The 26,307-nt window shown below is 40.8% G+C and carries 22 protein-coding genes; 17 read left to right on the top strand and 5 right to left on the bottom strand.

Annotated elements, in window-relative coordinates; genetic code table 11:
* The first annotated feature begins 8 nt into the window (after nt 1–8).
* The 6 genes from V7K38_RS01795 to V7K38_RS01770 all read left to right on the top strand — a co-directional run bounded on the left by V7K38_RS01795 (nt 9) and on the right by V7K38_RS01770 (nt 5,961).
* Nucleotides 9–1,112: an SGNH/GDSL hydrolase family protein gene (locus V7K38_RS01795; RefSeq protein ID WP_334855008.1), complete on the top strand. Its 1,104-nt coding sequence runs from the start codon at nt 9–11 to the stop codon at nt 1,110–1,112.
* The gene (locus tag V7K38_RS01790) at nt 1,109–2,077 is read left to right on the top strand and encodes a hypothetical protein (protein WP_334855006.1); all 969 of its coding nucleotides are present in this window, start codon (nt 1,109–1,111) and stop codon (nt 2,075–2,077) included. The genes V7K38_RS01795 and V7K38_RS01790 overlap by 4 nt, the downstream gene beginning before the upstream one ends.
* Nucleotides 2,078–2,174: 97 nt before the next feature.
* Nucleotides 2,175–3,074, top strand: a complete 900-nt coding sequence (locus V7K38_RS01785) for a hypothetical protein (protein ID WP_334855005.1) — start codon at nt 2,175–2,177, stop codon at nt 3,072–3,074.
* A 96-nt stretch (nt 3,075–3,170) separates the two neighbouring features.
* Complete coding sequence (locus V7K38_RS01780; RefSeq protein WP_334855004.1) at nt 3,171–3,854, top strand: radical SAM protein; 684 nt, start codon at nt 3,171–3,173, stop codon at nt 3,852–3,854.
* A gap of 75 nt (nt 3,855–3,929) precedes the next feature.
* A complete protein-coding gene (locus V7K38_RS01775) occupies nt 3,930–4,937 on the top strand; it encodes an isopenicillin N synthase family dioxygenase (RefSeq protein ID WP_334855002.1) in 1,008 nt (335 codons plus the stop codon).
* 70 nt (nt 4,938–5,007) lie between these two features.
* Nucleotides 5,008–5,961, top strand: coding sequence for an isopenicillin N synthase family dioxygenase (locus V7K38_RS01770; protein WP_334855001.1), 954 nt, complete (start codon nt 5,008–5,010; stop codon nt 5,959–5,961).
* Nucleotides 5,962–6,025: 64 nt separating this feature from the next.
* On the opposite strand, the gene V7K38_RS01765 is transcribed toward V7K38_RS01770, so the two are convergent.
* Complete coding sequence (locus V7K38_RS01765) at nt 6,026–6,859, bottom strand: aldo/keto reductase (protein ID WP_334855000.1); 834 nt, start codon at nt 6,857–6,859, stop codon at nt 6,026–6,028.
* 437 nt (nt 6,860–7,296) lie between these two features.
* Here V7K38_RS01765 and V7K38_RS01760 point away from each other — a divergent pair, with 437 nt between their 5' ends.
* The 4 genes from V7K38_RS01760 to V7K38_RS01745 all read left to right on the top strand — a co-directional run bounded on the left by V7K38_RS01760 (nt 7,297) and on the right by V7K38_RS01745 (nt 12,553).
* Nucleotides 7,297–8,538, top strand: coding sequence for a glycosyltransferase family 4 protein (locus V7K38_RS01760; RefSeq protein ID WP_334854999.1), 1,242 nt, complete (start codon nt 7,297–7,299; stop codon nt 8,536–8,538).
* Between the two features lie 34 nt (nt 8,539–8,572).
* Complete coding sequence (locus V7K38_RS01755) at nt 8,573–9,964, top strand: MFS transporter (protein ID WP_334854998.1); 1,392 nt, start codon at nt 8,573–8,575, stop codon at nt 9,962–9,964.
* A 194-nt stretch (nt 9,965–10,158) separates the two neighbouring features.
* On the top strand, nt 10,159–12,189 hold the full coding sequence (locus tag V7K38_RS01750) for an ABC transporter ATP-binding protein/permease (RefSeq protein WP_334854997.1): 2,031 nt from the start codon (nt 10,159–10,161) through the stop codon (nt 12,187–12,189).
* 97 nt (nt 12,190–12,286) lie between these two features.
* Nucleotides 12,287–12,553 carry a helix-turn-helix domain-containing protein gene (locus V7K38_RS01745; RefSeq protein WP_334854996.1) on the top strand — a complete coding sequence of 89 codons (267 nt, stop codon included), beginning with the start codon at nt 12,287–12,289 and terminating at the stop codon, nt 12,551–12,553.
* A 254-nt stretch (nt 12,554–12,807) separates the two neighbouring features.
* On the opposite strand, the gene V7K38_RS01740 is transcribed toward V7K38_RS01745, so the two are convergent.
* On the bottom strand, nt 12,808–13,818 hold the full coding sequence (locus V7K38_RS01740) for an ROK family protein (protein ID WP_334854995.1): 1,011 nt from the start codon (nt 13,816–13,818) through the stop codon (nt 12,808–12,810).
* On the bottom strand, nt 13,819–14,589 hold the full coding sequence (locus tag V7K38_RS01735) for a Mut7-C RNAse domain-containing protein (protein ID WP_334855052.1): 771 nt from the start codon (nt 14,587–14,589) through the stop codon (nt 13,819–13,821).
* 1,217 nt (nt 14,590–15,806) lie between these two features.
* On the opposite strand from V7K38_RS01735, the gene V7K38_RS01730 reads away from it, so the two are divergent.
* The gene (locus tag V7K38_RS01730) at nt 15,807–16,784 is read left to right on the top strand and encodes a sucrase ferredoxin (protein WP_334854994.1); all 978 of its coding nucleotides are present in this window, start codon (nt 15,807–15,809) and stop codon (nt 16,782–16,784) included.
* 243 nt (nt 16,785–17,027) lie between these two features.
* Here the strand turns inward: V7K38_RS01730 and V7K38_RS01725 are convergent, their stop codons facing one another.
* Entirely contained in the window at nt 17,028–18,302 is a 1,275-nt protein-coding gene (locus tag V7K38_RS01725; RefSeq protein ID WP_334854992.1) for an aliphatic sulfonate ABC transporter substrate-binding protein, read from the bottom strand.
* A 196-nt stretch (nt 18,303–18,498) separates the two neighbouring features.
* Between V7K38_RS01725 and V7K38_RS01720 the strand changes: the two genes are divergently transcribed.
* Nucleotides 18,499–18,642 carry a hypothetical protein gene (locus tag V7K38_RS01720; protein WP_334854991.1) on the top strand — a complete coding sequence of 48 codons (144 nt, stop codon included), beginning with the start codon at nt 18,499–18,501 and terminating at the stop codon, nt 18,640–18,642.
* Nucleotides 18,643–18,703: 61 nt separating this feature from the next.
* Nucleotides 18,704–19,378, top strand: a complete 675-nt coding sequence (locus tag V7K38_RS01715) for a cadmium resistance transporter (RefSeq protein WP_334854990.1) — start codon at nt 18,704–18,706, stop codon at nt 19,376–19,378.
* Nucleotides 19,379–19,640: 262 nt separating this feature from the next.
* On the opposite strand, the gene V7K38_RS01710 is transcribed toward V7K38_RS01715, so the two are convergent.
* Nucleotides 19,641–21,236 (bottom strand): helix-turn-helix domain-containing protein, encoded by a 1,596-nt coding sequence (locus V7K38_RS01710; protein WP_334854989.1) that lies wholly within the window; start codon nt 21,234–21,236, stop codon nt 19,641–19,643.
* A 1,041-nt stretch (nt 21,237–22,277) separates the two neighbouring features.
* On the opposite strand from V7K38_RS01710, the gene fdxB reads away from it, so the two are divergent.
* The 4 genes from fdxB to V7K38_RS01690 all read left to right on the top strand — a co-directional run bounded on the left by fdxB (nt 22,278) and on the right by V7K38_RS01690 (nt 26,197).
* On the top strand, nt 22,278–22,571 hold the full coding sequence (fdxB, locus tag V7K38_RS01705; RefSeq protein ID WP_334854988.1) for a ferredoxin III, nif-specific: 294 nt from the start codon (nt 22,278–22,280) through the stop codon (nt 22,569–22,571).
* Between the two features lie 517 nt (nt 22,572–23,088).
* Nucleotides 23,089–24,075: a cytochrome c oxidase subunit II gene (locus V7K38_RS01700; RefSeq protein ID WP_334854987.1), complete on the top strand. Its 987-nt coding sequence runs from the start codon at nt 23,089–23,091 to the stop codon at nt 24,073–24,075.
* Between the two features lie 116 nt (nt 24,076–24,191).
* On the top strand, nt 24,192–25,880 hold the full coding sequence (ctaD, locus tag V7K38_RS01695) for a cytochrome c oxidase subunit I (RefSeq protein ID WP_334855051.1): 1,689 nt from the start codon (nt 24,192–24,194) through the stop codon (nt 25,878–25,880).
* 80 nt (nt 25,881–25,960) lie between these two features.
* On the top strand, nt 25,961–26,197 hold the full coding sequence (locus V7K38_RS01690; RefSeq protein ID WP_334854986.1) for a hypothetical protein: 237 nt from the start codon (nt 25,961–25,963) through the stop codon (nt 26,195–26,197).
* The last annotated feature ends 110 nt before the right edge of the window (nt 26,198–26,307 follow it).

Below are 26,307 nucleotides of genomic sequence, written 5' to 3'. Positions count from 1 at the left end.
AAGACTTTATGCAAAAAATAAAGCCTTGGCTACAAAATTTATTGCTCATGCTGGCTGGAGTTATAGTTGGGCTGTTAATCGTCGAAACTTTTGCCATTACTACCGGAGTTGCTGCCCCACAAAAGTCCAAGGCGCAAATTTTTTATCAGTTTATTCAACCGGATGCCCAATTAGGCTACAAGCCAAAATCAAACCTGAAGGACTTTAAAACTGTTTGGCAAGAAGCGAAAGTTACAGAAGTTGCTAATACAGATAGTTATGGATTTCGTAATATAGGAAGAGATTACACAAAATCTAACTTGTATTTTATTGGAGATTCATTTACATGGGGTCAATGGGTCAGTGAGGAAAAAACATTTCCCAGACTTGTAGAATCAGAATTGCAGCAGCCAGTCATTAATTTAGGTGTTCCGGGCTATTCTTTTGCCCAATATGAAACATTATTTAATGAATGGATCGCCAAATATAAACCTCAGACAGTCATATTATCTATAGTTGCTAATGATTTAACTAATTATTCTTCAGATATTGGTCAAAAGATATATAATACACTGAAAGAAAGAAGTTTTTCGCCTTGGTATGAAAAAACCTTTCTGTACCAGCTTGTCTGGAAAAATAATAAAAAAAACTTGCCGATAAGAGCTGGAACTTCTATCTCTAAAGAAGCCAAAAATGGTTTAACTTTATTTAATTTATCGCTGGCAGCACCTGAATCAGGAGTAGGTGTAGATAGCGATTATTTGACATCTGATGGGGTTGTCAAAGTAGAAGCGGCATTATCACGAATCATTCGTTTGACTAAAGATAATCAGGTTAAGCTGTTTGTTTTTCTTGTACCTTCAAAAGAATCAACTTATATCAAAGATTACGTCCAGTTATTTCCTGAAAATGTAGATTTGCTCAAAAATGAAGAGATTGGCTATCAGCGTTTATGTGACGTTACAAAATCACAAGATGTAACTTGTGTCAATCTAACTGATGATTTTAGAAAAAATAGCACGCCAGAAAAGCTTTACTTTGATATCGATGGTCATTGGAATTCTGCGGGACATCAATTAGCTGCCAAGGTAATTTTAGATACTTTAAATAATTCGCAATTGGTAATTAAATGACAATGAGCCAAACAACCACCGAGGAAATATCTAACCAGATGCCACCGCTTGAAATGGAACTTCAAGACGCTTCTGTACGTATGCCCTATCCTCCACCAACCCCATACCCGATGATGGGGGCTGCTTCGTTAGGAGATATGCCATCTTTTGCGATGGATGGCGAAAATCTTGGCGGGTATTCTCAGTACGGTATAGCTGCTATTTCTGGAGGAGAAAATCGCCTGGATGTCTTTAGCATTGGCAAAGATAGCGCTATGTACCATAAAAAGGGGAATAGCTCAGTCTGGAGTGATTGGGAAAGGCTGGGGGGCTACTGTGTTTCTGCACCAGTTGCGGTTACTAGAGGAGAGAACCGGATTGATACCTTTGTGATTGGGGGCGATCGCTCTGTCTATCATAAAGCCTGGGATGGCTCAACCTGGAGCGATTGGCTAAATCTTGGCGGCTACTCTCAGTATGGTGTCGCGGCTGCTTCTTGGGGAGATCGGCTGGATCTGTTCATCGTCAACTGGGATGGAGCCATATACCAAAAGTCTTGGGATGGCTCAATCTGGGGTGATTGGGAAAGGCTAGGGGGCTACTGTATTTCAACAACAGCTGCGGTTTCTTGGGGATTAAACCGTATTGACATCTTTGCTCTGGGTAGCGATCGCGCCATCTATCAAAAGTATTGGGATGGTTCAAGCTGGAGTGGTTGGGAAAAACTCGGTGGCTATTCCCAGTATGGTGTTGCGGCTGCTTCTGGAATTGAAAATCGCCTAGATATTTACATCATTGCTCGTAACGGTGCAGTGTACCAGAAGTACTGGGATGGCTCAAACTGGGTCGGTTGGAATAATCTGGGTGGCTACTCTATTGCTGCGCCGGCTGCGGTTGCTTCGGCTCCAAACCGCGTTGACACTTTTGTGTTGGGTAGCGATCGCGCGGTTTACTACAAGTGGTATAGCGTAGGTGGAAAAGTCTAATCCAATAAGGTTCAGTTAAGGCTTAACTCTTTCTCAAAGTCAGTTTTTTTAACGAACCGCAAAGAACGCGAAGAACGCAAAGGAAGAAAAGAGGCAAATGACAACCAGCTATCCAACTACAGCAGCAATTTCTCAGAATCGAGGTATGCCATTTCCGGCGATGAGTCCCGCCTCTAAAGAAGATATGCCAATATTTTCTACTGATGGAGAATATTTAGACGGATACTGCCAGTATGGTGTTACAGCCACTTCGTGGTCAGAAAATCGCCTGGATGTTTTACTCACAGCGAGTATTGGCCCTTTATGGCATAAGTGGTGGGATGGCTCAACTTGGAGCGATTGGGAAAGACTCGGTGGTTATTGTATTTCCTCGCCGGCTGCGGTTTCTTGGGGACTGAATCGCATTGATACCTTTGTTTTGGGTAGCGATCGCGCTACATATCGCACATGGTGGGATGGTTCAAAGTGGAGTACTTGGGAAAACCTTGGCGGGTACTCCCACTATGGTGTTGCCGCCGCTTCCCTTGGTGAAAATCGGCTGGATATTTTTGCCGTCGGTATTGATGGTGCGATGTACCATAAGCGTTGGAATGGTTCAGCCTGGGATGAGTGGAACAATCTCGGAGGTTACTGTCTTGCTGCACCTGCTGCGGTTTCTCGCGGCACAGACTGCATTGATACTTTTGTTTTAGGCGGGGATGGTGCGATTTATCATAAGGGGTGGGATGGCTCAACCTGGAGTGGTTGGAAAAACCTGGGAGGGTATTGCCAGTATGGTGTCGCCGCCACTTCTGTCGCTGAAAATCGGCTAGATATTTTTACTGTTGGCTGTGATGGTGCGATGTACCGTAAGACATGGGATGGTTCAGTCTGGAGCGATTGGCAGCATCTCGGTGGTTACTCTACTTCCGCACCGGCTGCGGTTTCTCGGAGTCCAAACTGTATTGACACCTTTCTTGTGGGTGGCGATCGCGCTGTATACCACAAATGTTACTAGCTTTCTCAACAGCATGGCTCATACTCAGAAACTCATGCACTCCGGTTAGAAATCAGCGATCGTGAATAACTGTTGACATTTTAGGAGTTCAAAACGATGTATATTTATCAAGTTGAAATTGCCAATTTTTGTAATCTAACTTGCTCTTACTGTCCTCATCCATCTCAAAGTAGAGCAAAAGGAAATATGTCATTTTCTACATTTGTAGATGTTGTTGAATTAGCAATACAATGTGGACAAAAAGATTTATTTCTTAATAATTTTGGGGAACCCTTACTTCATCCAGAATTATTCGATTTCATCTCTTATGCGAAAACTAAGGGAATTGAATGTAATTTTATAACCAACGGTATACTCCTTGATGAGGAAAAGGCATGGCGCTTGTCTGAATTAGGTGTGCGTGACATTTATCTGTCAGAACATCTTGCTGGGCAGAAAGAGCGTATTCAAGAAATGTTTAAGGAAAATTCTATTCCTTTGTCTATCGTCTATACCTATAATCCTCATCAGCAGGAAAAGCATGATTGGGCTGGACAAGTTAATTCTAAAACCACATCAAATCGAAGTTTAACTAGTACGATAGAAAAGTATAAACCTTGCATTTTTGAAACTAAAAAGCGAGTTGTAGTTTTGTGGGATGGAAGCATCAATACCTGTTGTATAGATGTAAACGGAACAGGTATTGTTGGTTCTGTTAAAGATTATCTTGGCAGAACAGATGAATATGAATTTAATGCAATTCCACTATGCAGCACTTGTGATTTAATGCGTGAAGAATAATTGATTTTTTTAGAAAACAGAAACGTTATCAATAACCCAAGAAAAAATCATCAAATTTCTAGGAATTTTATAATTATGACCTCAATCAATGAACTTACAAAGCAAACAACTGCTACATCACAGATTCCCATTATTGATTTCTATCCATTTGTTACAGGTGACACCAAGGCTAAAGCAGCAGTTGCAAACCAAATTTCTCGCGCTATTGAAGAAATGGGCTGCTTCTATTTAAAAAATGGAGTTTCCCAAACTTTAATCGATCAAGCCTTTACCCAAGCCGAGGGATTTTTTACACTCCCATTAGCAGAAAAAGATAAAGTAGCCTCAGCAGTAACTGGGCGAAGTCGAGGTTACATACCCTTTGAGAAAATGTTCATTGGCGATCAACCCGGACAATTACACGAGTCATTTAGTTTTGCTAATGAATTTGACCCAAACAAATCCGGGGCTGACGATTATACAGAGTCCCTGGATGTCCCTAATCAATGGCCAGAAAATCCGCCGGAATTTCGTCAATTTTTGCAGCAATTCCTTCAAGCTAGCCAGGAATGTGCTTTGAATATCCTAGAAGCATTGGCGATCGCTTTGCAACTACCAAATTCCTACTTTACCGATTTACATTCTCAGCAAAACCACGCTGGAGTTTTCAATTACTATCCCAATATCTCCCAGGCTCCCAAAACAGGACAAACTCGCTTTTTTGAACACACTGATTTAGGCAGCATCACCTTGCTATTTCAAGATCAAGGCGGAGGACTAGAAGTATACACACCTCAAGGAGAGTGGATTATCACCTCTTCAGTTCCTAATACTGTTTTGGTAATGGCGGCGGATATGATGTCACGATGGACAAATGATAAATTTTGCGCCACACCTCACCGAGTTTCCGTACCGACTAATTTTCAGAAAGTAAAAGAAAGGTACTCATTTAGCTTTTTTGTGATTCCTAATTACGAAGTAGAAGTCACTTGTCTAGAAAGTTGCTTAAAAGCTGATGAATCTCCTAAATATCCCCCAACTTTTGTAGGCGATCATCTCTTGAATAGAACCAAAGATCGAGCCAAAAAATACGGACGTAGTTGAATCTAACTCTGCATACCTTTGCGCTTCCCTCTGCGCCCCTTTGCGTTTATAATCCACCGACTTTTGACTTATGAACTCAATTCAAGAACTCGAACAACAAACTACCACTTCCACGCAGATTCCCATCCTTAATTTCCATCAGTTTACTGCTGACCAACTCTTACAAGCTATTCAAAAAGTTGGCTGCTTCTACCTAAAAAATTGTGTACCTCAAAATGCAATTGACCAAGCCTTTACCAATGCTAATGGCTTCTTTGCGCTACCAGAGGCAGAAAAAAGACAACTAGCTTGGAAAGACGGCGCAGCTCTCGGATACTTTTACACTAAATATAAGGGTGACTTTCGGGAAGCATTCGTCTTCGGCGAAGCTGTTTTAACAGAACAGATCGAAACAGATTCCCCAGTGGCGCAACAGGTTCATCAACACCTGGGACAGCATCCCGCTTTTTCTGATGCTGTGCAGCAATTATTCACAGCTTGTCATGATGCCGGTAATAGCATCCTCAAAGCGATCGCCATTGCACTAAATTTACCAGAATCATACTTTAGCGATCGCCATCCTCAACAAGCCGACTATGGGCTGTTACATCGCTACTATGAAGTATCAGAACCACCATCACCCGGAGAAGCACGCTTCGAGGAACATACAGATTGGGGCAGTCTATCCTTACTTTTTCAGGATGAAAATGGTGGGCTAGAGGTATGCACTAATGCCGGAGAATGGATTGCTGCGCCCCCACTCCCTAACACACCGATAGTTTTTATCGCAGATGTCATGCAGCGATGGACAAACGATAAACTCCCTGCTACCAAACATCGGGTACTAATGCCAGCCGATGCCCGTAGTCTTCCAGAAAGATACTCCTTAGCTTTCTTTCTCTCTCCTGGTGATGATACAGAAATTGCCTGTATTGAAAATTGCTTAGATACAGACGAATCTCCTAAATACCCGCCAATCCTGACAAAAGAATATTACAAGGAGAAAACTGAAGATTTGGCAAAAAGATTTAATGGTTCTAAATGAAAAGGAACAGGCAAAAGTAAATCACCTGTTCTCCCCAGAAACTTCTTAATTACGAATTAGTCTGTTACCAATTCTCAAGCAGGGCAATAGGTACAGATGGTGGGGGAAAAGCAACGTCCAAAGCACTCAGTTCTTCTTTTGTTAACTGCAAATCAAGGGCAGCGCGATTCTGTTCAACGTGGGCGATACTGCTGGCTTTGGGAAAGACTATCACCTCTTGATGCAACAACCAAGCGATCGCCACTTGTGCAACTGTTACCCCGCGCTGTTGGGCAATTGATTGCAATTTGGGATGTTTGAGTAGTTCGCCTTGTAGCAAAGGTGAATGCGCCATTATCGGGATTCCTCTTTGCTGACACCAGGATAACAACTTCCACTCACCATTACGATGCTGCAAATTATAGGGGATTTGATTTGTCGCAATGGCTTCACCTCCAGGTAAAGCACTGGCTTCTTGCATATTCTCAACATCAAAATTACCAACGCCATAATCTCGAATCTTGCCAGATTGTTTCAATGTCTCAAATGCTGCCAAAGTTTCTGATAACTGTACAGGCCCCCGCCAATGCAACAAATAAAGGTCGAGATAATCTGTCTGCAAGCGCTGTAAACTGTTTTCGCAAGCTGCGATCGCCCCTTGCCCAATTGCATTGCGAGGCGCAACCTTACTCACGAGAAAGACTGATGAACGACAATTAGCGATCGCTTCGCCAATTAACGTTTCCGCCCTACCCTCACCGTAAATCTCTGCCGTATCAATCAACGTCATCCCTAAATCGATTCCGTGACGCAAAGCAGCAATCTCATTGTCACGCTGGGCGATCGCTTCACCCAATCCCGCAGTCCCCATTCCCAATACTGGCATCAATCGACCAGATGGTAAACAAATAGTTTTCATCAGCAATTTCTTAACTTAAAACTTCCAAACTAGCTCCACTTATTTTCAAATATTTTTGCACAATAAAACACAATTATTTAACTTGTATATTAACTAGACAAAAAACTCTTGATCTCTTTTTTACGCCTTTGCTGATAAAAATCTTAATTTCAAACACCCGATTAACAACTCATTCTATTTCAATCCAGTTCAGTCAGTGACTTCCAAATACAAAAATATCCCAAAAATTCTCTCTATTCTTCTTTCTGTGTTCTCTGCGTCTCTGTGGTTCGTTTATTTGGATAATTTACTTCTTGTGAGTCTTTTAAGGTTTAACTCTTTGTCAAAGTGAATTTTTTAAACGAACCGCAAAGGACACAAAGAAAAAGAAAGAAATGCTTAACTTAACTAAATTGTATTATATTTAGCTTTTACCTAAAATCAACATCTAATGAATTATGAAAATTGCCTTCTTCGATTATCCTGTCACCCTAGCCGAACCCCCTAAAAATGGAGGAATCCGCTTAGTATCTTATGCGTTGGCGCGACGTTTAGCTCGTGCTGGCCATGAAGTTTTATTCTATGGCTCAAAAGGTCACTATCAAGAATTTGAATATCACGAAGATGGCATTACCTATCGCCGCATTCCCGAATCATGGATCGATAAAATCTTAGAACCATTAAATTTTCTTGATAGCTGGAACATATCCCACCCTCAACGACCTTTCTATGCCTCTAAATTATTTTATTGTGAATTTTACCGACAAGTTGCCAAGGATATTCAAGCACAGCAATGTGATGTAATTCATATAAACATTGTTTTTCAATTTGTTCCCCTCATGCGTGCCTATAACCCACAAGCGAAAATTGTCTTACATATACATAGTGATTTTCTCCCATTATTCGATCCATTAATAGTTGAACAGCACCTTAAGTCAGTCGATTTAGTAATTGGATGCAGCGATTATCTAAAAAATCAGGTTCGTAAATACTTGCCTCATCTTAACAGCCAAACTTTATATAATGGTGCAGATACTCGTCACTTCGCCGTCCCTAATCATCACAATCAAGAAAACAAGAAAAAAGATATTAAACAAATCCTTTTTGTGGGCAGAATTTCACCAGAAAAGGGTATACACGTTTTAATTGATGCCTTTAATAAAGTAGTGTCTCGTTATCCCCAAGTACAGCTAAAACTTGTCGGTTCAGAAACCGCATTAGTCCCGTGGTACACACTTGATAGAGAAGATCCGCAAATTCAGAATATTCTTCCTTATTACCAAGGTAGCTATCGGGAGCAATTGCAAAAGCGAATTGCTTCTAACGCAGTCAGTTCGGTTTTTTTTCTGGGCAAAGTTCCCCATTTCGAGCTATTTGAGTATTATCAGCAAGCAGATATATTTATTTTTCCATCTGTTTGGAATGAGGCATTTGGAATGCCGATTATCGAAGCAATGTCAATGGGATTGCCTGTTATTGCTACCCGTGGGGGTGCTTTTCCCGAACTGATAGAGGATGGGAAAACAGGATTATTGGTCGAACGCGGGAATGCGGATGCTTTAGCCGACGCAATGCTGCGCCTGCTTTTAGATGACAATCTCAGAATTGCAATGGGAGAACTTGGAAACCGCCAAGCAGTTGAAAAGTTTGATTGGGATCATCAGGCGCAAAAGCTATTGCACCAATATCAAGTAATATGAAAAGTTTGAATATGCATACACTTAGGAGTTGATCGTGTTAGCAAGTATAGAAAAAACCCCACTGACTATTTTCCGTGAGATGAAACTGTTTATCATTGTTTGGGTGGGACAGCTGATTGCATCTATTGGTAGCAGCATCACTGCATTTGCTTTGGATGTTTGGGTTTACGAACAGACAGGTTCTGTCACCCAATTTGCTCTTATTACCCTTTCCAATACTTTACCTCTGATCTTACTTGCACCTATCGCTGGGTTATTAGTGGATCGGTGGGATCGGAGATGGACAATGATTCTCAGCGATTTATTTGCAACTTTAGCAACAGTGGCGATCGGTGCTTTATTTATCATCGGTAGATTGGAAGTGTGGCATATTTACTTAGCCAATACCTTCGGTGCTATCTTCATGGCTTTTCAGATACCCGCTTTCATCGCTTCCATAACCCTATTAGTACCAAAACACCACCTTGGTCGTGCTAATGGAATGCTGAGTTTGATGAACGGTACGGCGCGGCTTGTCGCACCACCTTTAGGAGGTATCTTATTAGGGATGATTTCTCTGCAAGGGATTATCGTACTGCATTTAACTACCGTATTTTTGAGTATTAGTCTTTTGTTGATGGTTCAGTTTCCTAAATCCAGCACTCCTGCTGTTGCAATTGATGAAAGTTCTTTTCTTAAAGAAACAACTTATGGATTAACCTATTTATTGGCTAGACCAGGACTACTAGGAGTGTTAATCATTTCAGCTTATAGCCTTTTTCTTGTAGGATGTGTTCAGGTTATCACTATACCTCTGGTGTTATCTTTTGCTCCCGTAACAGTTTTAGGGACTATTCTTTCGCTCTTTGGCGTTGCTATTTTAGCAGGGGGTTTACTGATTGGTATCTGGGGAGGTCTAGAGCGTAACATAAATACGATATATGGCTGTATGCTGCTCACGGGTGTGTTTCTTCTTGTTGCCGGTTTGCAAGCTTCTATTTTTGTTTTCATTGTCGGCATCTTCTTATTCTTTTTGATCCGACCAATAATTGCTAGTTCAACACAAGCTATTTTTCAGTCGAAAGTAGAACCATTAGTGCAGGGTAGAGTCTTTTCTATTAAAGGAGCGATCGAAGCTGTAGGTTTACCTCTAGGCTATATTACGATAGGGCCTTTGGCAGAAAAGGTGTTTGAACCCTTAATGGGTACTGATGGCTTGTTGGCAGGTAGTATCGGACAAATTATTGGTGTCGGTACAGGTCGTGGTATGGGGCTTCTGTGCATCATCATGGGAGTTTTGACTATCTCAGCAACTTGTATTGCCTACTTCTACCCTCGCCTACGACTTGTGGAAGATGAACTACCTGATGTGATTGATGAAGTTGCGTTGGCTAGTCCCACCGCAGGTATCGCAGCTATATCGACCTCAGCTTTGCCGAAGGTCTGAGAGGATGTCTTACTCAAACCCTTATTCTTTAGTTCCAGTTGTTGCCACCTTTGTCTAACTCAAAGCAAACTAGGCAAGGATGATTTCTAAAAAAGCAATAGCTAAAAAGCTTATCCAATAATATTTTCAGGCTATATTTGCCTTGACTTCAGTGATACAGTAATAGAAAACTTTCGACGTACTTATTATAAAATATGCAAGCCCAAGTTCTTCGCAATCAAACCTTAAAAGATACTACTTCTCCATTGTCGGCTTTTAATAAATTTTGGGAGAATGTTAGAGCGATCGCAGGGCCTTATTGGTATCCAACAGAGCCAGGAGACAGAGCATTTTCAGACGTGATTCGCGCATGGGGAATGCTCATTCTCTTGATCTTATTAATAATCGCACTCGTGGCCGTAGCTGCCTTCAATACCTTCATTAGTAACTATTTAGTCAATGTGATCATTGAAGAGAAAGATATTACTAAGTTTACTGAAATATTGTCAATTTACGGCGTTAGCCTGATCTGCGTAACCTTCTTGGTAGGATTTTCTAAATTTGTCAGAAAAAAAGTTGCTCTTGATTGGTACAAATGGCTAAATAATCGCACACTATCAAAATATTTGAGTAATCGTGCTTATTATAGAATTAACTTTAAATCTGATATTGATAACCCAGATCAACGTATATCTCAAGAAATTGAACCCATTACCAGTAATGCTCTAACTTTTTCAGCTACTTTCTTAGAAAAAGTGCTGGAAATGACGGCTTTTTTAGTAATTGTTTGGTCAATTTCCCGACAGATCGCTATAGTTATGCTTGTTTATACGGTTATAGGAAATTTGATTGCTATTTACTTAACTCAAGAATTGAATAAGATTAATCAAGAGGAACTTGAACTTAAAGCCGAATATAATTATTCCCTAACTCATGTTCGTAATCACGCTGAATCGATAGCTTTTTTTCAAGGAGAAAACCAAGAATCAAATATAATTCAGCGCCGATTTAGTAATCTCCTTAAAAATATTGAACGCAAGATTAATTGGGAGAGAGGTAAGGAAATTTTTAACAGAGGATATCAGGCTATTATCCAAATATTTCCGTTTCTAGTACTTGGCCCATTATATATTAATGGTGAAATTGATTTCGGACAAGTTGGCCAAGCCAGTTTAGCTACTGGTTTGTTTGCTAACGCTATGGCAGAATTAATCAATGAATTTGGAACTTCTGGGCGATTTTCGAGTTACGTTGAGCGTTTAGCTGAGTTTTCAGATGCGTTAGAAGCTGTTACCAAAGAGCCAGAGAATGTTAGTACGATTAAAACTATAGAAGAGAATCGTCTTGCTTTTGAGAATGTGACTTTACAAACGCCCAACTATGAACAGGTAATTGTTGAAGATTTATCGTTGTCTGTTCAACCGGGAGAAGGTTTATTGATTGTAGGCCCGAGTGGTCGAGGTAAAAGTTCTCTACTGAGAGCGATCGCTGGTTTGTGGAATGCGGGAATTGGTCGTTTGGTGCGACCTCCTTTAGAAGAAGTCTTATTTTTGCCTCAACGCCCATATATAATTTTGGGAACTTTGCGCGAACAGTTACTCTACCCTAATACAAATCGTCAAATGACCGACGCAGAACTCAAAGAAGTTTTGCAACAAGTCAACCTGCAAAACTTACTTAGTCGAGTCGATGGCTTTGATACAGAAGTTCCCTGGGAGAATATATTATCGATAGGAGAACAACAACGCCTAGCTTTTGCGCGACTGTTAGTTACTCATCCTAGCTTTACTATATTAGATGAAGCAACGAGTGCTTTAGATTTGGAAAATGAAGGAAGGTTATATCAACAGTTACAAGCAACGAAAACAACGTTTATAAGCGTTGGGCATAGGGAAAGTTTATTTAATTATCATCAATGGGTTCTGGAACTTTCACAAGATTCAAATTGGCAACTTTTGACGGTGCAAGATTATCAAAATCGAAAAATAATTACCCAGGACTCTCCTGAAAATACTCGTATTACTATAGACAGGTTGCCTAATAATGAATTTCAAAATCAATCAGAAATATTGACTCAAAAATCTAAAAGTGTGGGACTTTCTCATAAAGAAATGACTGAATTAACCTTCTATTCCATTAAGACGATTAGAAGTAAAGCAAGTAAAGGGGAGTCTATCACTAATAGGGACGGTCTTACTTACCGCTATGACAAAAACTCAAAGATATTGAAATGGGTGAGAATTTAGTAACATATTTTTAACTAATTTCGTGTTCTAATCTTTTAAGCTGCTGTACCTTTAATTTGCATAAAATGGAAATTGGATAAGTATTGCATTTACTATCATGCCAGCTAGAGGTTTTCTCACACCGGGTCAACAAGAAAATTTACAACAAGCCGTCAGAGAAAGTGCGGACAAGCATCTACAAGAACGAGCATTAATGCTGTTGTTGATGAATGATGGCAAGACGTACCAAGAGATTAGCACTTTTTTAGGTTGTGCATACCGAAGCGTAGCATATTGGTGTGTTCATCGAGACAACGATGGTGAACTAGTTATTAAGTGGGGCAGAAAAATCAAGAACAAGGGTAATGCTGTTATTGCAAGTTAAATGTTCGACAGCTTAACTCCACAAGATAATTACAAAAAGTCTGGTTTCCAAATCGCTTATAACCATAAGCGTTATGAAGGAGTTGGTGGTGGTGTTGTGCTTTAGGGTATCGTTGAACTAAGAACAGTACCTTTTGAGAAGTTGCTGGCTTACGATTGCCAACTTTTTCCTTCTAGGCGTTCGCTGTTTCTGAGACATTGGATTGAGCAACCAGAAAAGTCAAAAATAACTAGTTCTGTTTGCATTTATACACATCACTCATTTACAAATTGAGGATTTGCGATCAAAGCGATCGCCACACCACCCCACAAAGGTGCATCATCACCCAGCACCGCCGGCACAATTTCAAAATCAACCTCCGGTAAAGCTGTCTCCCGCGCCACCTGACGCACCACCCGCCAAAAATCCTCACCCGCCTTCGTCACCCCACCTCCCAACACAAAGCGCTGCGGATTCATCAAGTTCGCCACATTGCCAATACCCACACCCAGCGCCCAAGCAGCCTTATCCAAAACTTCCTTCGCCAAATCATCCCCAGCAGCAGCCGCTTCACTTACCAACTGTCCCGTCAGTAACCTTAAATCATCCCCCACAAAACCCCTCAAAACCTCTCCCCTTCTGAGTCCTCCGCGCCTCTGCGGTACCCTTCGGGAAGCCGCTAGCGCGTCTAGGTTCTCCAAAATTTCCCTAACATTTTGCGCCATATAAGGCCCCGAAGCCAAACGTTCCACACATCCCCGCTTCCCACACAAACAAACTGGCCCAGCCGGATCTACAACAATATGTCCAATTTCCCCAGCCATCCCACCAGCACCCCGCCAAGGTTGCCCATTGAGTATCCAACCACCACCCACGCCAGTGCTGACAGTAATGTAAAACAGACTATCGTATCCCTGTCCCGCACCAAAACGGTGTTCACCCAAAGCAGCGATATTGGCATCATTGTCTACACTAACAGGAATGCCAAACTCATCCTCCAACAACCCTTTGAGAGGAATATTTTCCCATCCAGCCACATGGTGAGATAGTCGCACCATCCCCGTGGAAGCATCAACAGGGCCGCCAAAGCTGATACCGATCGCAGCAGGTTTTGCATCTTCTAGCAGCGAGTAAATGAGCGATCGCATAATTTCCAAATCAGTGCTAGCATCTGCATTCGCTGGCGAGAGACGACGTTCATAACGCAACCACTTTCTCGAACCGATATTTACCAATCCTGCCGCCAGCTTAGTGCCGCCAAAATCGAGAGCTAAAATTAATGTCATTCACTCACCTTTTCTTGAGTCCAATACTCCATCAATAAACTGTTGTAATCGTTCATAATGTGAACCTTTCCAATAAATGCGATTGCAGTCTTGGCAACGCTGAAATTGATCGATCTGCGCAGCTTGCCGCCGTAGGCATCGTACATTTTCTGGTACTCGATCAATGATAGATTGCTTATCTACAGATTCTAATAATCCATTGCAAGGCAAACACCGTTTAAATGGTGAGATTAATTTAAATAAGTCGAAGCGTTGCAGTACTTCAATGATTTGTTCTTGAGGGTTAGTGTTTCTAACATAATACCCATGCGTTACCAAACTACGCATCAATAGACCTTTATCACGAGTCAAGAGAATCCGCCCTTGGCTGTGCGATATTTGGGCTAATTCCTTATCCTCATAGTCATTGCGGTATAAAGTATCAAAACCTAAAAGTCGTAGAGATGTCGCCAGCTTCCCCAAATGGATATCTACAACAAAACGAATAGTACTGAGCGGTTCTGGTAAAACAGAAATGCTTGGTAGAATAACTTTCCTAGCTGAAATTGGATAAACATTAATAGTATCTCCATCGGAAACAATGTAAGAAAAATTTACATATTCACCATTAACATTTATAAAATCAACTTCTGGATGAGGCACACCCAACGACTCAATCATGTCCTTGATTGAGGCTTTCTCCTCAAAAAAATGGCAGATTTTCACCTGCTTGTGATGACGTGGTAAAAAATGATTCAATTCTGCATGGAAGTAGAAATATGCGATCGCCATAGCCACAGATATTTTAACGAATATTGAGGTCAAGTCCCCATCCCATAAGAGTTGATTGTTTTGTGTTAGCTTGAAATCTCCAGACGCTCCTACATCGCTCTAAGCGCAGCCATGCCGCAGGCTTTACGCTTCGCTATCACAAAACATAATTACGAATTACGAATTACGAATTATTTAATTACCCTACTGGCAACAATTTGTCACAATTGTAAAACTTTCTCTATTGTATTGAAAGAATCAATGCTTCTTCAAGTGACCTATCTTCACTATACAATGGCTATTTAACTTGATTTAAGCAACCTGATAGAGATAAAAAATTATAAAGATTCTCAAATACTTGCATTTATTTTTGAGTTCAGTTACAGTCAAAGCAGATACCTATCATCAAACCCTGACATGAGCTTCAGGAAGTTAGATTAGGTAAAAGGGTAAATAAGTTTGTTAATGTTGATATCAGTGACGTTGTTAATAATTAGTTACTAGCTTTCAACATTACCCTATTGTGCATTAACTACGGGGCATTAAAACATTTACCCCTAAATTTGTTTTTTTATTTTTCTATTTTAATTGAGAAAAATTCGCAATATGTATAAATTGATAGATATTATATTAAAAGTAGATAGTGGAGAAATATTTTTAAACTCATATTGGCTGATTTCGCATCGCCCTTTAGGAATACATTATTCAGAAGAAAAACAAAAAATTATATTTTTAGATGTAAAAACAGGATTTGTAACTAGCTATATAAATAACTTCAGCAAAACTTTAAACAAGTATCTTACTACGAACAATGTTTTTGATTGTAGTATCAGCTACATTAATATTATCACCAAGTTAATCCTTGGTAACTCTCCAAGTAGCTTTGTATGTATGTACAAGGTTTCATTTATTTGATTTTGCTAAAGAAAGCAAGCTCATAAAAGTCGAGTTTCAGCAAGTAAAAATTTATAAAATACCAAATAACAATAAAACTAGATACAAAATTAACGCCACTCCTACGGAAAAATATCTCTTGACACTGTTTATCTCTATTGTGGAGAATTTATTAACCGGAAAGACCTCGATAAATAATGATGTTATAAAGTGGCTACCTAGTTTTAACAGGGAAATGAATATTGTTCTTTTTTATCTCCTTTAGCCCAGGATATTGTAATTAAGAACACAATTGTATTTTGTAATACCTTTTGTCCATAAAATACGCTAATGAGTACAGCGAGATGAATACTTTTTTTTGTTCTGATGAGTCACGGCAAGTAGGAGAAGATGTAATTGGTAGCGCCACCAATTATCAAACTTATATTTTAGTTGAGTGTCCTTTACCTTGGACATCAGAACCTTTTAATTCCAAATGGGTGCCCCAGAATTTGAAGATTTTGGTAGAGGAAGTAAAGCGTGCTAAACTACCGATTAGATTTCTTTTAATTGCTAATGATGTATCACATAAAGTAAATCACACTACGCTTTTAATTTATCAAAAAGAAGACGGGCTAAGTAATGGATACCATAAGCAAGAGTTTAAGCTAGCAAATATTGAGCAAGTAGCAGCAGTTGTCCAAAAATGGCTATGGGGTATCAGTTCTAATTCTGAGGTAGAAACTAGTACAACTAGAGATATTTTAATTTGTACTCACGGTAGCCATGATAAGTGTTGTGCTAGATATGGCGCTCCTTTTTACTTTAATGTTACAGCTAGTAATGCTGATTTGTGCTTAGATAATGTGCGAATTTGGAAATCATCACACTTTGGGGGACATCGGTTTGCACCAACAATCATAGATTTGCCAGAAGGAAGATATTATGGTCGTCTCGATCGAGATTCATTTAGATCGATTTTGACTCGGACTGGTGATATTCAATGCTTACAGAAAATCTATCGAGGCTGGGGAATTCTACCTGCTGCACTTCAGATTTTGGAAAGAGAACTAATCCTTTGTAACGGATGGGATTGGTTTAACTACAAAGTTGCAGGTAAAATTTTAGAGCAAAGTTTAGACAATAATACTATTCTGGGTGAGCTAAGTTTTGAACAACCTTCTGGTTCTCTCTACACTTACCAGGCTAAACTTGTGAAAGATGAAACAAGAACTCAACAATTGAAGAGTTCATGCAATGCTACAAAAGAGTTGGTAGTTACTAAATATGCTGTAGGTAGTCTTTGGCTTACCTCTAATAAGGTGATAAGTTATAGTGTCTAAAAGGGTCGGAGATGCATCTATCTAATTCGTAATTTGCGTAATGATGCTCTGTACGAGATGCAGCGCGTAGCAAGATTCTCGAAGGAGTATATGACATTTTTTTAGCGTAGGCGTAGCCCGCCGCAGGCATCGCTCTTTTGAAAAAAACTTTTCTATTTACTGAAATTAAATTACTCAACCCCTACATCCACGACAACTATCAACTTTCTTCTTACCCAGGCTTGTTTTTCCCTCAGTGTCCAATTAATAAGTCCAATTTTGCTTAGTCTGCAAGCTATAAGTTCCATCTTGCACATTCACTCGCTCAGGAATCAGATTTAGATCCCTAAACACATTTGCCTGATGCTGTAGAGCCGTGAGCGATTGATCGTCAATGGGAATAATTGCACGTTCGGCACTACGTTGCTGTAAAGTTTCTACAATGGATGGATCGATTTCATGGTTTTGTGCCATTCGTTGAACCGCTTCCAATTCCTGTCTCTTAGCCCAAGCTCCAGCTTCGTTTACCTCTTCTAAAATTACCTTGAGCAGGTCGGGATAGTCGCGTACTATCTCTGGAATCGCGTAGTAATAAGTCGGAACTTCTATGGAAGCTTTGTCACCAAATATGCTCTCCAAATCGGCAATCGATCGCCCTGGGTAAGCGCTTCGGGTCTGAGTTGCTGTGTAAGGAACCCAAATCACCCAAGCATCGACTTCACCACGGCGGAATCGGGGTAGCGCCTCCGGCTGTGTGAGATAAACTGGCTCAATATCACTAAAATCTAGACCTACTTTCGCCAGCGATCGCACAAGTATATAATGGGCGCTTGAACCTTTGTCAAAAGCTATCTTTTTCCCCTTCAAGTCTGCTAGTGTCTGAATCGGCGAATCTTCCGGCACCAAAATCGCTTGACCTTTGGGAGCAGTATATTTTTCTTTTGCCACCCGCACAAATACATGATCTGCGGCTTGAGAGAAGATGCTGGCCGTACCGCCACCGCCGCAGAAGTCAATTGTCCCGTTACTTAGTGCTTCTATCAAAGAAGAGGCTGATAAAAAGCTTGTCCAGGTGACACTTAGCCCATAAGGTTGCAAACGCGTTTCGAGCAAGCCTTGAGTCCGAAGAACTTCTAGATTTGTCATCCCCTCTGGATACCCAATTTTGATTTGCTTGAGCCGCCGCGCTTGTTCAGCTAAGGGCGTGTTGCTAGACCGAGCAGAACGGCTAGAAAACCAGCGATCCAAAACTATACAAAAAATTATGCCCCCCACAAATAGTCCCACGGTTTCTAGTAACCGAGTTGTCGAATTTTTGGGTATTTGGAACTGATTTAGTAGATAGGAGAGTGTATTGGCAGATTCAGAAGCGACAGCAGCATGATCGTCAAAAGCCATCAAGACCAAACTCGCAGCAAGACCGATGCAAAATAAGGCTGCAAACCTGTAGGCAACCGATCTCCGAATGGCTGCTCTGAGCGACTGTAAGATTTTTTGACCTGTGACTTTAGGCGGAAGGTTAATCAAATGGTTAATCATATAAGTCCTTGGTTGAAATAACCATCTATTGGTTAGGCGGCTGCTTGTGAACGATTTGGGCCGAAAACCTTCCACTAATTGATTGTGGGAATGGATGGCGCGTTACATACGAGAATGCACCCACAGTGTTATACTTTTTTGGGCTGTTTATATATTATTACTGAGGCTTACCCCATTTTTTTTGAAGTTAGAGAAATTGGTAAATAACTTAGGTTTTTGGATGATGGCAGTGGAACCAACATCCAAGATTAATTCCCTCTGTTGGCGATCGCCTCCGGTAGAGTGTGACTTATGGAAATCTAAAACAAACAAACCCTATTTCTGGATATTGCGGGGCTGATTGCTCAGGTTGAGCGATTGGTAATTTCGGTCATCAAAGAGGTGTTGAGCGAGTGATGGTGATGGATTGGTTAATTGCAACAATTAAGATTGGGCTAGCTGCTGCTGTAGCAACAACCTTTGACGACAATATTTATCTAACTGCTTTTTTTAGCTCAGTTAATCGGACTTTTCGGCCTCAGCACGTTGTAGTTGGTGAGCTTTTAGGGTTCACAGCATTATTGACAGTAAGTTTGATTGGTTTCTTATTGGGCCTAGCAATTCCGTCAACTTGGATTGGTCTACTAGGGATTCTACCGATACTCATTGGTTTGAACAATTTACGCAACCTTAATCAGGATGACTCAAATGAAGATAAGTCAGCCAATCTGAAAATAAACTCTAAATATCGAGGATTTGATTCCAGAAAGCGATCGCTCTGGGACGTAATTCGCGATCCACAAACCTATCGTGTCTCTGCCGTCACGCTTGCCAACGGTGGTAACAATTTGGGGATCTATATTCCCCTATTTGCCACTAGCTCAATCCAAAATCTGTCCGTAATCATACCAGTTTGCTATGTCATTGTTTTATGCTGGCTATTGATGTCCTATAACCTAACTCGCCTACCTGGTATTGCTTTAGTCCTCAGCCGCTATGCTAGTAAGATATTTCCCTTTGTACTAATGTGGCTGGGCTATAGAATTTTGATGGATAGCGAATCCTATCGGCTTTTTATACCGAAGAGTGGACAGTAAAGGGGACTGGGGATTGGGGATTGGGGACTGGGGACTGGGGATTGGGGAGAAATAATTGCTAACTCCTCACTTAGAGGATGTTTGAAAAGTATTTCGCCGTGATTTTAGACACTTAGCGATCCCCCCTAACCCCCCTTTTTAAGGGGGGAACCGGAATCAAAGTCCCCCTTTTTAAGGGGGATTTAGGGGGATCTAGAACGTTTTGATACCTACAATAGGACTTTTCAAACATCCTTTTAGAACCAAAATTCTAAATCCAAAATCAAGATGAAGCCATATTTAAGACTTTCCTTAGCAGAACTTGGTCTTCTAATTTGGCTTTTAAACGACCATTTTCAATATCTCGAATCCAGCTTTGGCTTTTACCTGTGAGTTTTGCCAATTCTCTTTGGGAGAGATTCAAATTTTTTCGTGCTTGCAAAATCTGTTCGCCAAGTAAATCGTTTGTAGCTTTGGGCTTTTTTTTGGCTTTAGCAGTTCTTGTTTTCTTTTTTTCTGATTCGGAAATTTGCTGTTCCCATTCTGGTGGAAGTTCAAAAGCCAAAATCCGCGCATTCATGAGCAGATTCCACTTACCACGGGGGCCTGTGTCTGTGAGGCGAGTTTCAGCACCACCGTCGTTAGTCCAAAATTCTAATGCTTCATCTGGATCTTCGGGAAGATCGATTAACTTCGCCCACAAAGGTTGAATTTCTGGTGGGTAAGTAACTGGATCGAAAAGTGCCTTCATTCCATAGTGATTAAGAATTTCCAAATCGCTTTCAAAGGTTCGCAGCAGACGTTTGCGTTCTTCTCGTTGTCTGGATGCAAGAGCGACTTTTTCCTCACCGTAGGCAATACGCAGCAAGGTAGGAATCGTAATGCGTTGTTCTTTGCCCATTTTGGTTTTAAACAGCAACCACAGCATTAACCTAACTGCGCCTTCATGTTGCTGCCAAATGCTCATAACTGTGGTTAGCAGCGTTTTGGGGAGACTACCGTATTGATAGAATGCGGTTCGCTCTTTACACGCTTGTTTGTTTAAGAAATATTGCGCCCATGCGCCTGGTTTGACTTTAAAAGTTAGCCCAACCAGATATTTGCATCCAAGATTATCTTCTTGAAAGTGGTGCTGAATATCTACTAAGTGCCATAAGCGGCTGTTTGTAACAGAGAATCCGTTAATTCGACCTTGTTGAGGCCAATCAATGGAGATAATTAGGGAACAAGCTTGCTGGACAATATTTTTCATTAAAGCTAGCTTGGCAGCTTTACTCAAATCTTTGCGTTTCTCCATCCCCAAATATTTCTCGATTTGTCGTTCATCGATCGCAAATTCTTGCTCCCAAGGTTGATCTAAAGCTGTAGCATAAGCTGCAAAAATTAGATGTATGCAAGCGGCTCTGATATCAAGCCCCTCAATTGCTGCTATATCTGTAGCTTTGTCGTTAACTTTAAATGGATCTTGGATGTGAAATGCGATCGCACCCTTACCTTGATTAACTTGTCGGCTGTAACTGATGTAGCCGTCTTCGTCGGTTTCCCAATGTAGGGATGTGCGTTGTGCTAGTACATTACAAGCTTCCCAAATTGCGATCGCAGAAGCAAATGGATTATTCTTGCCGTTAGAAAACAAGTCTAAACTAGTAGAATCTCTCGGTTCAACTTTGCATCTCCCCTTTTTCGCCTGCCAAGGGATGGGAGACTTAGTTGGACAAGCTATTACACATTGCGGTTCTGAATAATAGCCCTCACAATTATTACAAAGACCAGGATCAACCCAATATTCATTGTCCTCTATTCTGATTGCACCCGTAGGACATTGGGGGCGGCAGTTGTCACATCCAACGCAACTGTTGTTAGGAATTGTATAAGGCATAAGGCTCTTTTCCCACTCTAATCGTTGAGATGTCTGTCTCAGTTCTCCCCTGGATGAGTCCTGTCTATTCATGACTCGCTACCACACAATCTTTCTGGCGAGAATAATCTTTTCTCACCCATTCACTCCCCACATCCATATTTTGACTTCGCATCCAATTGGAAGCTATTTAAGGCTTTTAAATTGAGCCTGATAAAACTTCTTTATTAACTATACATTTCATGAAAAAAATGATTAATTTGTTCGTACCGAGCTTAGAAAGATATCTTAATATTCATTTAATTAGGTATTGAATGAACATTTGAGCTTTAACCATAAAGTATTTTGAGAACATATTTAAGCCTGATACGATTGGATTCCATCTGATTTATTAATAATTTTAAGATTTAAGGCACAATCGGATTCTGCCATAAAAATCACAGTTGCTTTATAAATTGATTATATTTCCTTCATAAACTCATTGTATTTATTTAAATAGAAAAACAGTATTTATTTTGTCATCATTTATATAAATAGTTGAATCAAATCAAATTGCAAATTGTTGCTTCGGAACATACATATTGCATATATCAAAATGTAATTAATGAACACTTATTTTTGTATACATGTATACTGTTTATCTAGATTTATTTGTCTAAACCTAAAAGTATTTGAAAAATTATATCATCACTTTTATCGATATACTTGCGTTTACATGAGGCTTTACCGACGAAGGTAGGTTTAAAACCTGTAATTTATGCGTCTCTTCTTTCTATGCTTTGCATGGGAATAGCTGACTAGCGGCTGCTGTATCCAGTCCGATTATCAAGGAATGCGTTCTCATACGGGTCGGATGAAGGAGCAAATTTGAAGCATTGATAGTTATTATTGGCAATATTTTGCATTTATTATTGATTCAAAAAATGATTTCTCATTGTGTTCAAAGTCATCGATTTTTTATGAGGCGAAAGTGAATTTTGAATACAAAATAATAAAAGATTAGGATAATATGATGATTAATGCACAAACAGATTGATAGGCAAAATTGCCAAGGAATCATTAATGGCACAACTAACAGGTTTGACATTTGGCGGTAAGACTTGGACACCAAAATTCGCTCAAGAAATTGACAAAGATAAATGTATCGGTTGTGGCAGATGTGTTAAAGTCTGCGGGTACAATGTGCTAGGTTTGAAGGCACTCAATGAAGAAGGCGAATTTGTAGAAGATGAAGATGAAGAAGAAGTTGAACGGAAAGTAATGGCAGTTACTTCTCCAGAAAACTGTATTGGTTGTGAAGCGTGTTCACGGATTTGTCCTAAGAATTGCTACACCCATGCCGCAGGAAATAATTAGAGTTTTTAGAGTTAGTCCAAATTGTTGTTAATTCAAGGAGGCACTGTTTGTAAAAAGCGCAAATGCGCTAGGCAAGGTAACTAGAGGGGAATACTAAATATTTACCGGAACTAATAAATAGTTCACAGTAAACAAATCCGTAAATTGCAAATTGTCAGCTATTAACAAATTTAAACTTGCTGCTAACATAGCCTAATCAATATTAGGTCTAACAGTGCCTCTTGAAACAACGAGCTTTTTTGAAAGCAGGGGGCTAACTTTGTGGTATGAGTTGAAATATAATTTATATTTTTTGGGGGAAAGATATGGAAAAAATCTGGAAGTTTCCCCCTTTTTTTATGGCTGCACGTTAGAAAGTTAATAAGTGAAAAGTGAAAAGGAACTGGGGACTGGGGACTAGGGAATAGGAAGATAAAGAATAGTTTTTCTAATACCTAATACCTAATACCTAATTCCCAATCTCCAGTACCCAATACCCAGTACCTATAAAAGACTGTTTACAAAGCAGGTAGCATGTATGCAACAAATTCCTGTTTCACTATGGACTCTGGTTGCTGGGATAGTAGTTACAGCAGTCAGTATTTGGATTGGTCAGAATCACACTCTGATGCCGGTGCAAGCATCGTTACAAGCGCCTTTGGTAGACGGTTTTTTCAACGTCATGTTTACCATTGCGATCGCATTCTTCTTAGTGGTACAAGGAACCATTGTACTTTTTTTGATTCAGTTTCGTCGCCGCAAGGGTGACGATACCGATGGTGTGCGAGTGGAAGGTAATGTTCCCTTAGAAATCTTCTGGACAGCAATTCCCACAGTGATTGTCCTCCTCTTGGGTATCTACAGTGTAGATGTTTTTAACCAAATGGGCGGTTTTGAGCCTGCGGGTCATCCTCATTCAGCAGCTCATGTTGCTCATAAGTCGGGAACTGTTGCAGCTACACTTAGCGATACCTCTGAAGCAACAGCTGCTCCATCAATCGCCCCAACAATCGGTATCGGTGCGTCTCCTCAAACTCTAAACAAACCAGCTGATTTAGTTGTTGATGTCAAAGGCATACAGTACGCCTGGATATTTAATTACCCTGATAGTGGCATTACCTCTGGGGAATTGCACATACCCGTAGGTGCTGATGTGCAACTCAACCTTTCGGCACAAGATGTAATTCACTCATTTTGGGTGCCAAACTTCCGCCTAAAACAAGATGCACTTCCCGGTATCCCTACCGAACTACGATTTGTCGCCACCAAACCAGGTACATATCCCGTAGTTTGTGCTGAGTTGTGCGGTGGTTATCACGGTTCAATGCGGACACAGGTAATTGTCCACACACCAGAAGAATATAATAGCTGGCGGACAGAAAACCAGATTGCTCAACAGCAAAACCTCAATCAAGTTGTTGCAATTAATCCAGCCGACTTATCAACATCAGAGTTTCTCGCACCCCACACCCATGATATGGGAATCAGTGCAGCAACTTTAGAGTCAGTAGTCATTGGTCATTAGTCATTAGTCATTGGTCATTAGTTATTAGTTATTAGTTATTGGTAACTGACAAATGACAACGGACAAAAAGACAAAAAGACAAATGACAAATGACAAACGACAAAGGACAAAAAAATATGACGCAGGTAGAATTTCCACGGAATAATCCACCAGAAGGAAATAAACCGGAAATGGTGGCTGGCCACGCTTCCCATCCGAAGGCGTGGAAATGGCAAGATTATTTTACATTTAATGTTGACCACAAGGTTATTGGTATTCAATACCTGGTGACGGCGTTTGTCTTCTATCTTATCGGCGGACTGATGGCGATCGCTCTGCGGGTGGAATTAGCAACACCAGAATCAGACGTACTCGACCCCAATCTGTATAACGCTTTCATGACCAATCACGGGACGATTATGATCTTCCTGTGGATTGTCCCTAGCGCTATTGGCGGATTTGGTAACTATTTAGTGCCGTTGATGGTTGGTGCTAGGGATATGGCTTTCCCGAAGCTGAACGCGATCGCTTTTTGGTTAAATCCACCAGCCGGTGCGCTTATATTAGGTAGTTTCATTTTTGGCGGTTCCCAATCTGGCTGGACAGCTTACCCACCTTTGAGTTTGGTGACAGCGCCAATTGCTCAAACTATGTGGATACTTGCGATCGTTTTGGTAGGAACTTCTTCAATTTTGGGTTCGCTGAACTTCGTAATCACCATTTTGATGATGAAGGTTCCGAGCATGAAATGGGATCAAGTACCCTTGTTTTGCTGGGCAATCTTGGCAACCTCACTGCTGGCACTTTTCTCCACACCTGTTTTAGCAGCCGGTTTAGTTCTGCTGTTGTTTGACCTCAACTTTGGTACTTCCTTCTTTAAACCAGATGCGGGCGGTAACGTTGTAATTTATCAACACTTATTCTGGTTTTATTCTCACCCGGCAGTATATTTAATGATTCTGCCCATCTTCGGCATCATGTCGGAGGTAATTCCAGTTCACTCCCGCAAGCCGATTTTTGGTTATAAAGCGATCGCTTATTCGAGTGTAGCCATCTGCGTTGTGGGTTTGTTCGTTTGGGTACACCACATGTTTACCAGTGGTACACCCGGCTGGATGCGGATGTTCTTCACTATCTCCACTCTTATAGTTGCAGTTCCCACTGGTGTGAAGATTTTTGCTTGGGTTGCTACCCTTTGGGGTGGTAAAATCCGCTTCACAGGTGCGATGCTTTTTGCCATTGGCTTGTTATCCATGTTTGTCATGGGCGGCTTAAGCGGTGTGACGATGGGAACAGCCCCTTTTGATGTTCACGTCCACGACACATATTATGTTGTCGGACATTTCCATTACGTTCTGTTTGGCGGTTCCGTGTTTGGCATTTATGCCGGCATTTATCACTGGTTCCCCAAAATGACCGGACGAATGTTGAATGAAAGCTTGGCACGGATTCACTTTGCCCTTACCTTCATCGGTACAAATCTTACCTTTTTACCCATGCACGAGTTGGGTTTGAAAGGAATGCCCCGACGAGTGGCAATGTATGACCCCCAATTTATCGACCTCAATCAAATTTGTACCTTCGGTTCAATTGTTTTGGGGATATCGGTAATTCCTTTCGCCATCAACATGATTTACAGTTGGTTGAAAGGGCCTTTGGCTGGTGATAATCCTTGGCAAGCTTTGACTTTAGAATGGACAACTAGCTCACCACCTGCAATTGAAAACTGGGAAGTGTTGCCGGTTGTGACTCATGGCCCTTATGACTACGGTCAGGATCATAGTAATGAAATACAGCCATCTGCAACACCGGAAGCTAGTGTTTAGTTGGTATATTCAGTATTGCGATCGCACTCAAAGCCACTGAAACTTCTAGTCATTAGATTTGAAAACTCGAAACTCCAAGCTTGGAACTTAAACTTTCAAGCTTGGAACACGAACAGCCGAGTTCAGAACACGAAGGGCCGAGTTCAGAACATGAACAGCCGAGTTCAGAACATGAACAACCGAGTTCAGAACATGAACAACCGAGTTCAGAACATGAACGACCGAGTTCAGAACATAAACGACCGAGTTCAGAATATGAACAGCCGAGTTCAGAACATGAACGGCCGAGTTCAGCACACAAAACTCGGAATTTTTAAAATTCCTGAACAAGTCAAGAGTTTGGCTAAACAAGGATTTTGGATAAAGAATGGAAATTTTGCTGATTCAGACTTCATTCTTTATTCAAGCTTCCATAACAGACAGAGTA

Source organism: Nostoc sp. (assembly GCF_036917465.1).
In the GTDB taxonomy this organism is placed as follows: domain Bacteria; phylum Cyanobacteriota; class Cyanobacteriia; order Cyanobacteriales; family Nostocaceae; genus Nostoc.
Note: the sequence above shows the minus strand (reverse complement) of the source record. Positions and strands in the feature narration are given on the sequence as shown.

Coding starts and splice junctions, on each gene's coding strand:
- V7K38_RS01795 (WP_334855008.1), top strand. CDS start 9: ATGCAAAAAATAAAGCCTTGGCTACAAAATTTATTGCTCATGCTGGCT.
- V7K38_RS01780 (WP_334855004.1), top strand. CDS start 3,171: ATGTATATTTATCAAGTTGAAATTGCCAATTTTTGTAATCTAACTTGC.
- V7K38_RS01770 (WP_334855001.1), top strand. CDS start 5,008: ATGAACTCAATTCAAGAACTCGAACAACAAACTACCACTTCCACGCAG.
- V7K38_RS01725 (WP_334854992.1), bottom strand. CDS start 18,302: ATGATTAACCATTTGATTAACCTTCCGCCTAAAGTCACAGGTCAAAAA.
- V7K38_RS01740 (WP_334854995.1), bottom strand. CDS start 13,818: ATGACATTAATTTTAGCTCTCGATTTTGGCGGCACTAAGCTGGCGGCA.
- V7K38_RS01745 (WP_334854996.1), top strand. CDS start 12,287: ATGCCAGCTAGAGGTTTTCTCACACCGGGTCAACAAGAAAATTTACAA.
- V7K38_RS01750 (WP_334854997.1), top strand. CDS start 10,159: ATGCAAGCCCAAGTTCTTCGCAATCAAACCTTAAAAGATACTACTTCT.
- V7K38_RS01700 (WP_334854987.1), top strand. CDS start 23,089: ATGCAACAAATTCCTGTTTCACTATGGACTCTGGTTGCTGGGATAGTA.
- V7K38_RS01785 (WP_334855005.1), top strand. CDS start 2,175: ATGACAACCAGCTATCCAACTACAGCAGCAATTTCTCAGAATCGAGGT.
- fdxB (WP_334854988.1), top strand. CDS start 22,278: ATGGCACAACTAACAGGTTTGACATTTGGCGGTAAGACTTGGACACCA.
- V7K38_RS01735 (WP_334855052.1), bottom strand. CDS start 14,589: ATGGCGATCGCATATTTCTACTTCCATGCAGAATTGAATCATTTTTTA.
- V7K38_RS01765 (WP_334855000.1), bottom strand. CDS start 6,859: ATGAAAACTATTTGTTTACCATCTGGTCGATTGATGCCAGTATTGGGA.
- V7K38_RS01730 (WP_334854994.1), top strand. CDS start 15,807: ATGAATACTTTTTTTTGTTCTGATGAGTCACGGCAAGTAGGAGAAGAT.
- ctaD (WP_334855051.1), top strand. CDS start 24,192: ATGACGCAGGTAGAATTTCCACGGAATAATCCACCAGAAGGAAATAAA.
- V7K38_RS01760 (WP_334854999.1), top strand. CDS start 7,297: ATGAAAATTGCCTTCTTCGATTATCCTGTCACCCTAGCCGAACCCCCT.
- V7K38_RS01790 (WP_334855006.1), top strand. CDS start 1,109: ATGACAATGAGCCAAACAACCACCGAGGAAATATCTAACCAGATGCCA.
- V7K38_RS01710 (WP_334854989.1), bottom strand. CDS start 21,236: ATGCCTTATACAATTCCTAACAACAGTTGCGTTGGATGTGACAACTGC.
- V7K38_RS01715 (WP_334854990.1), top strand. CDS start 18,704: ATGGATTGGTTAATTGCAACAATTAAGATTGGGCTAGCTGCTGCTGTA.
- V7K38_RS01775 (WP_334855002.1), top strand. CDS start 3,930: ATGACCTCAATCAATGAACTTACAAAGCAAACAACTGCTACATCACAG.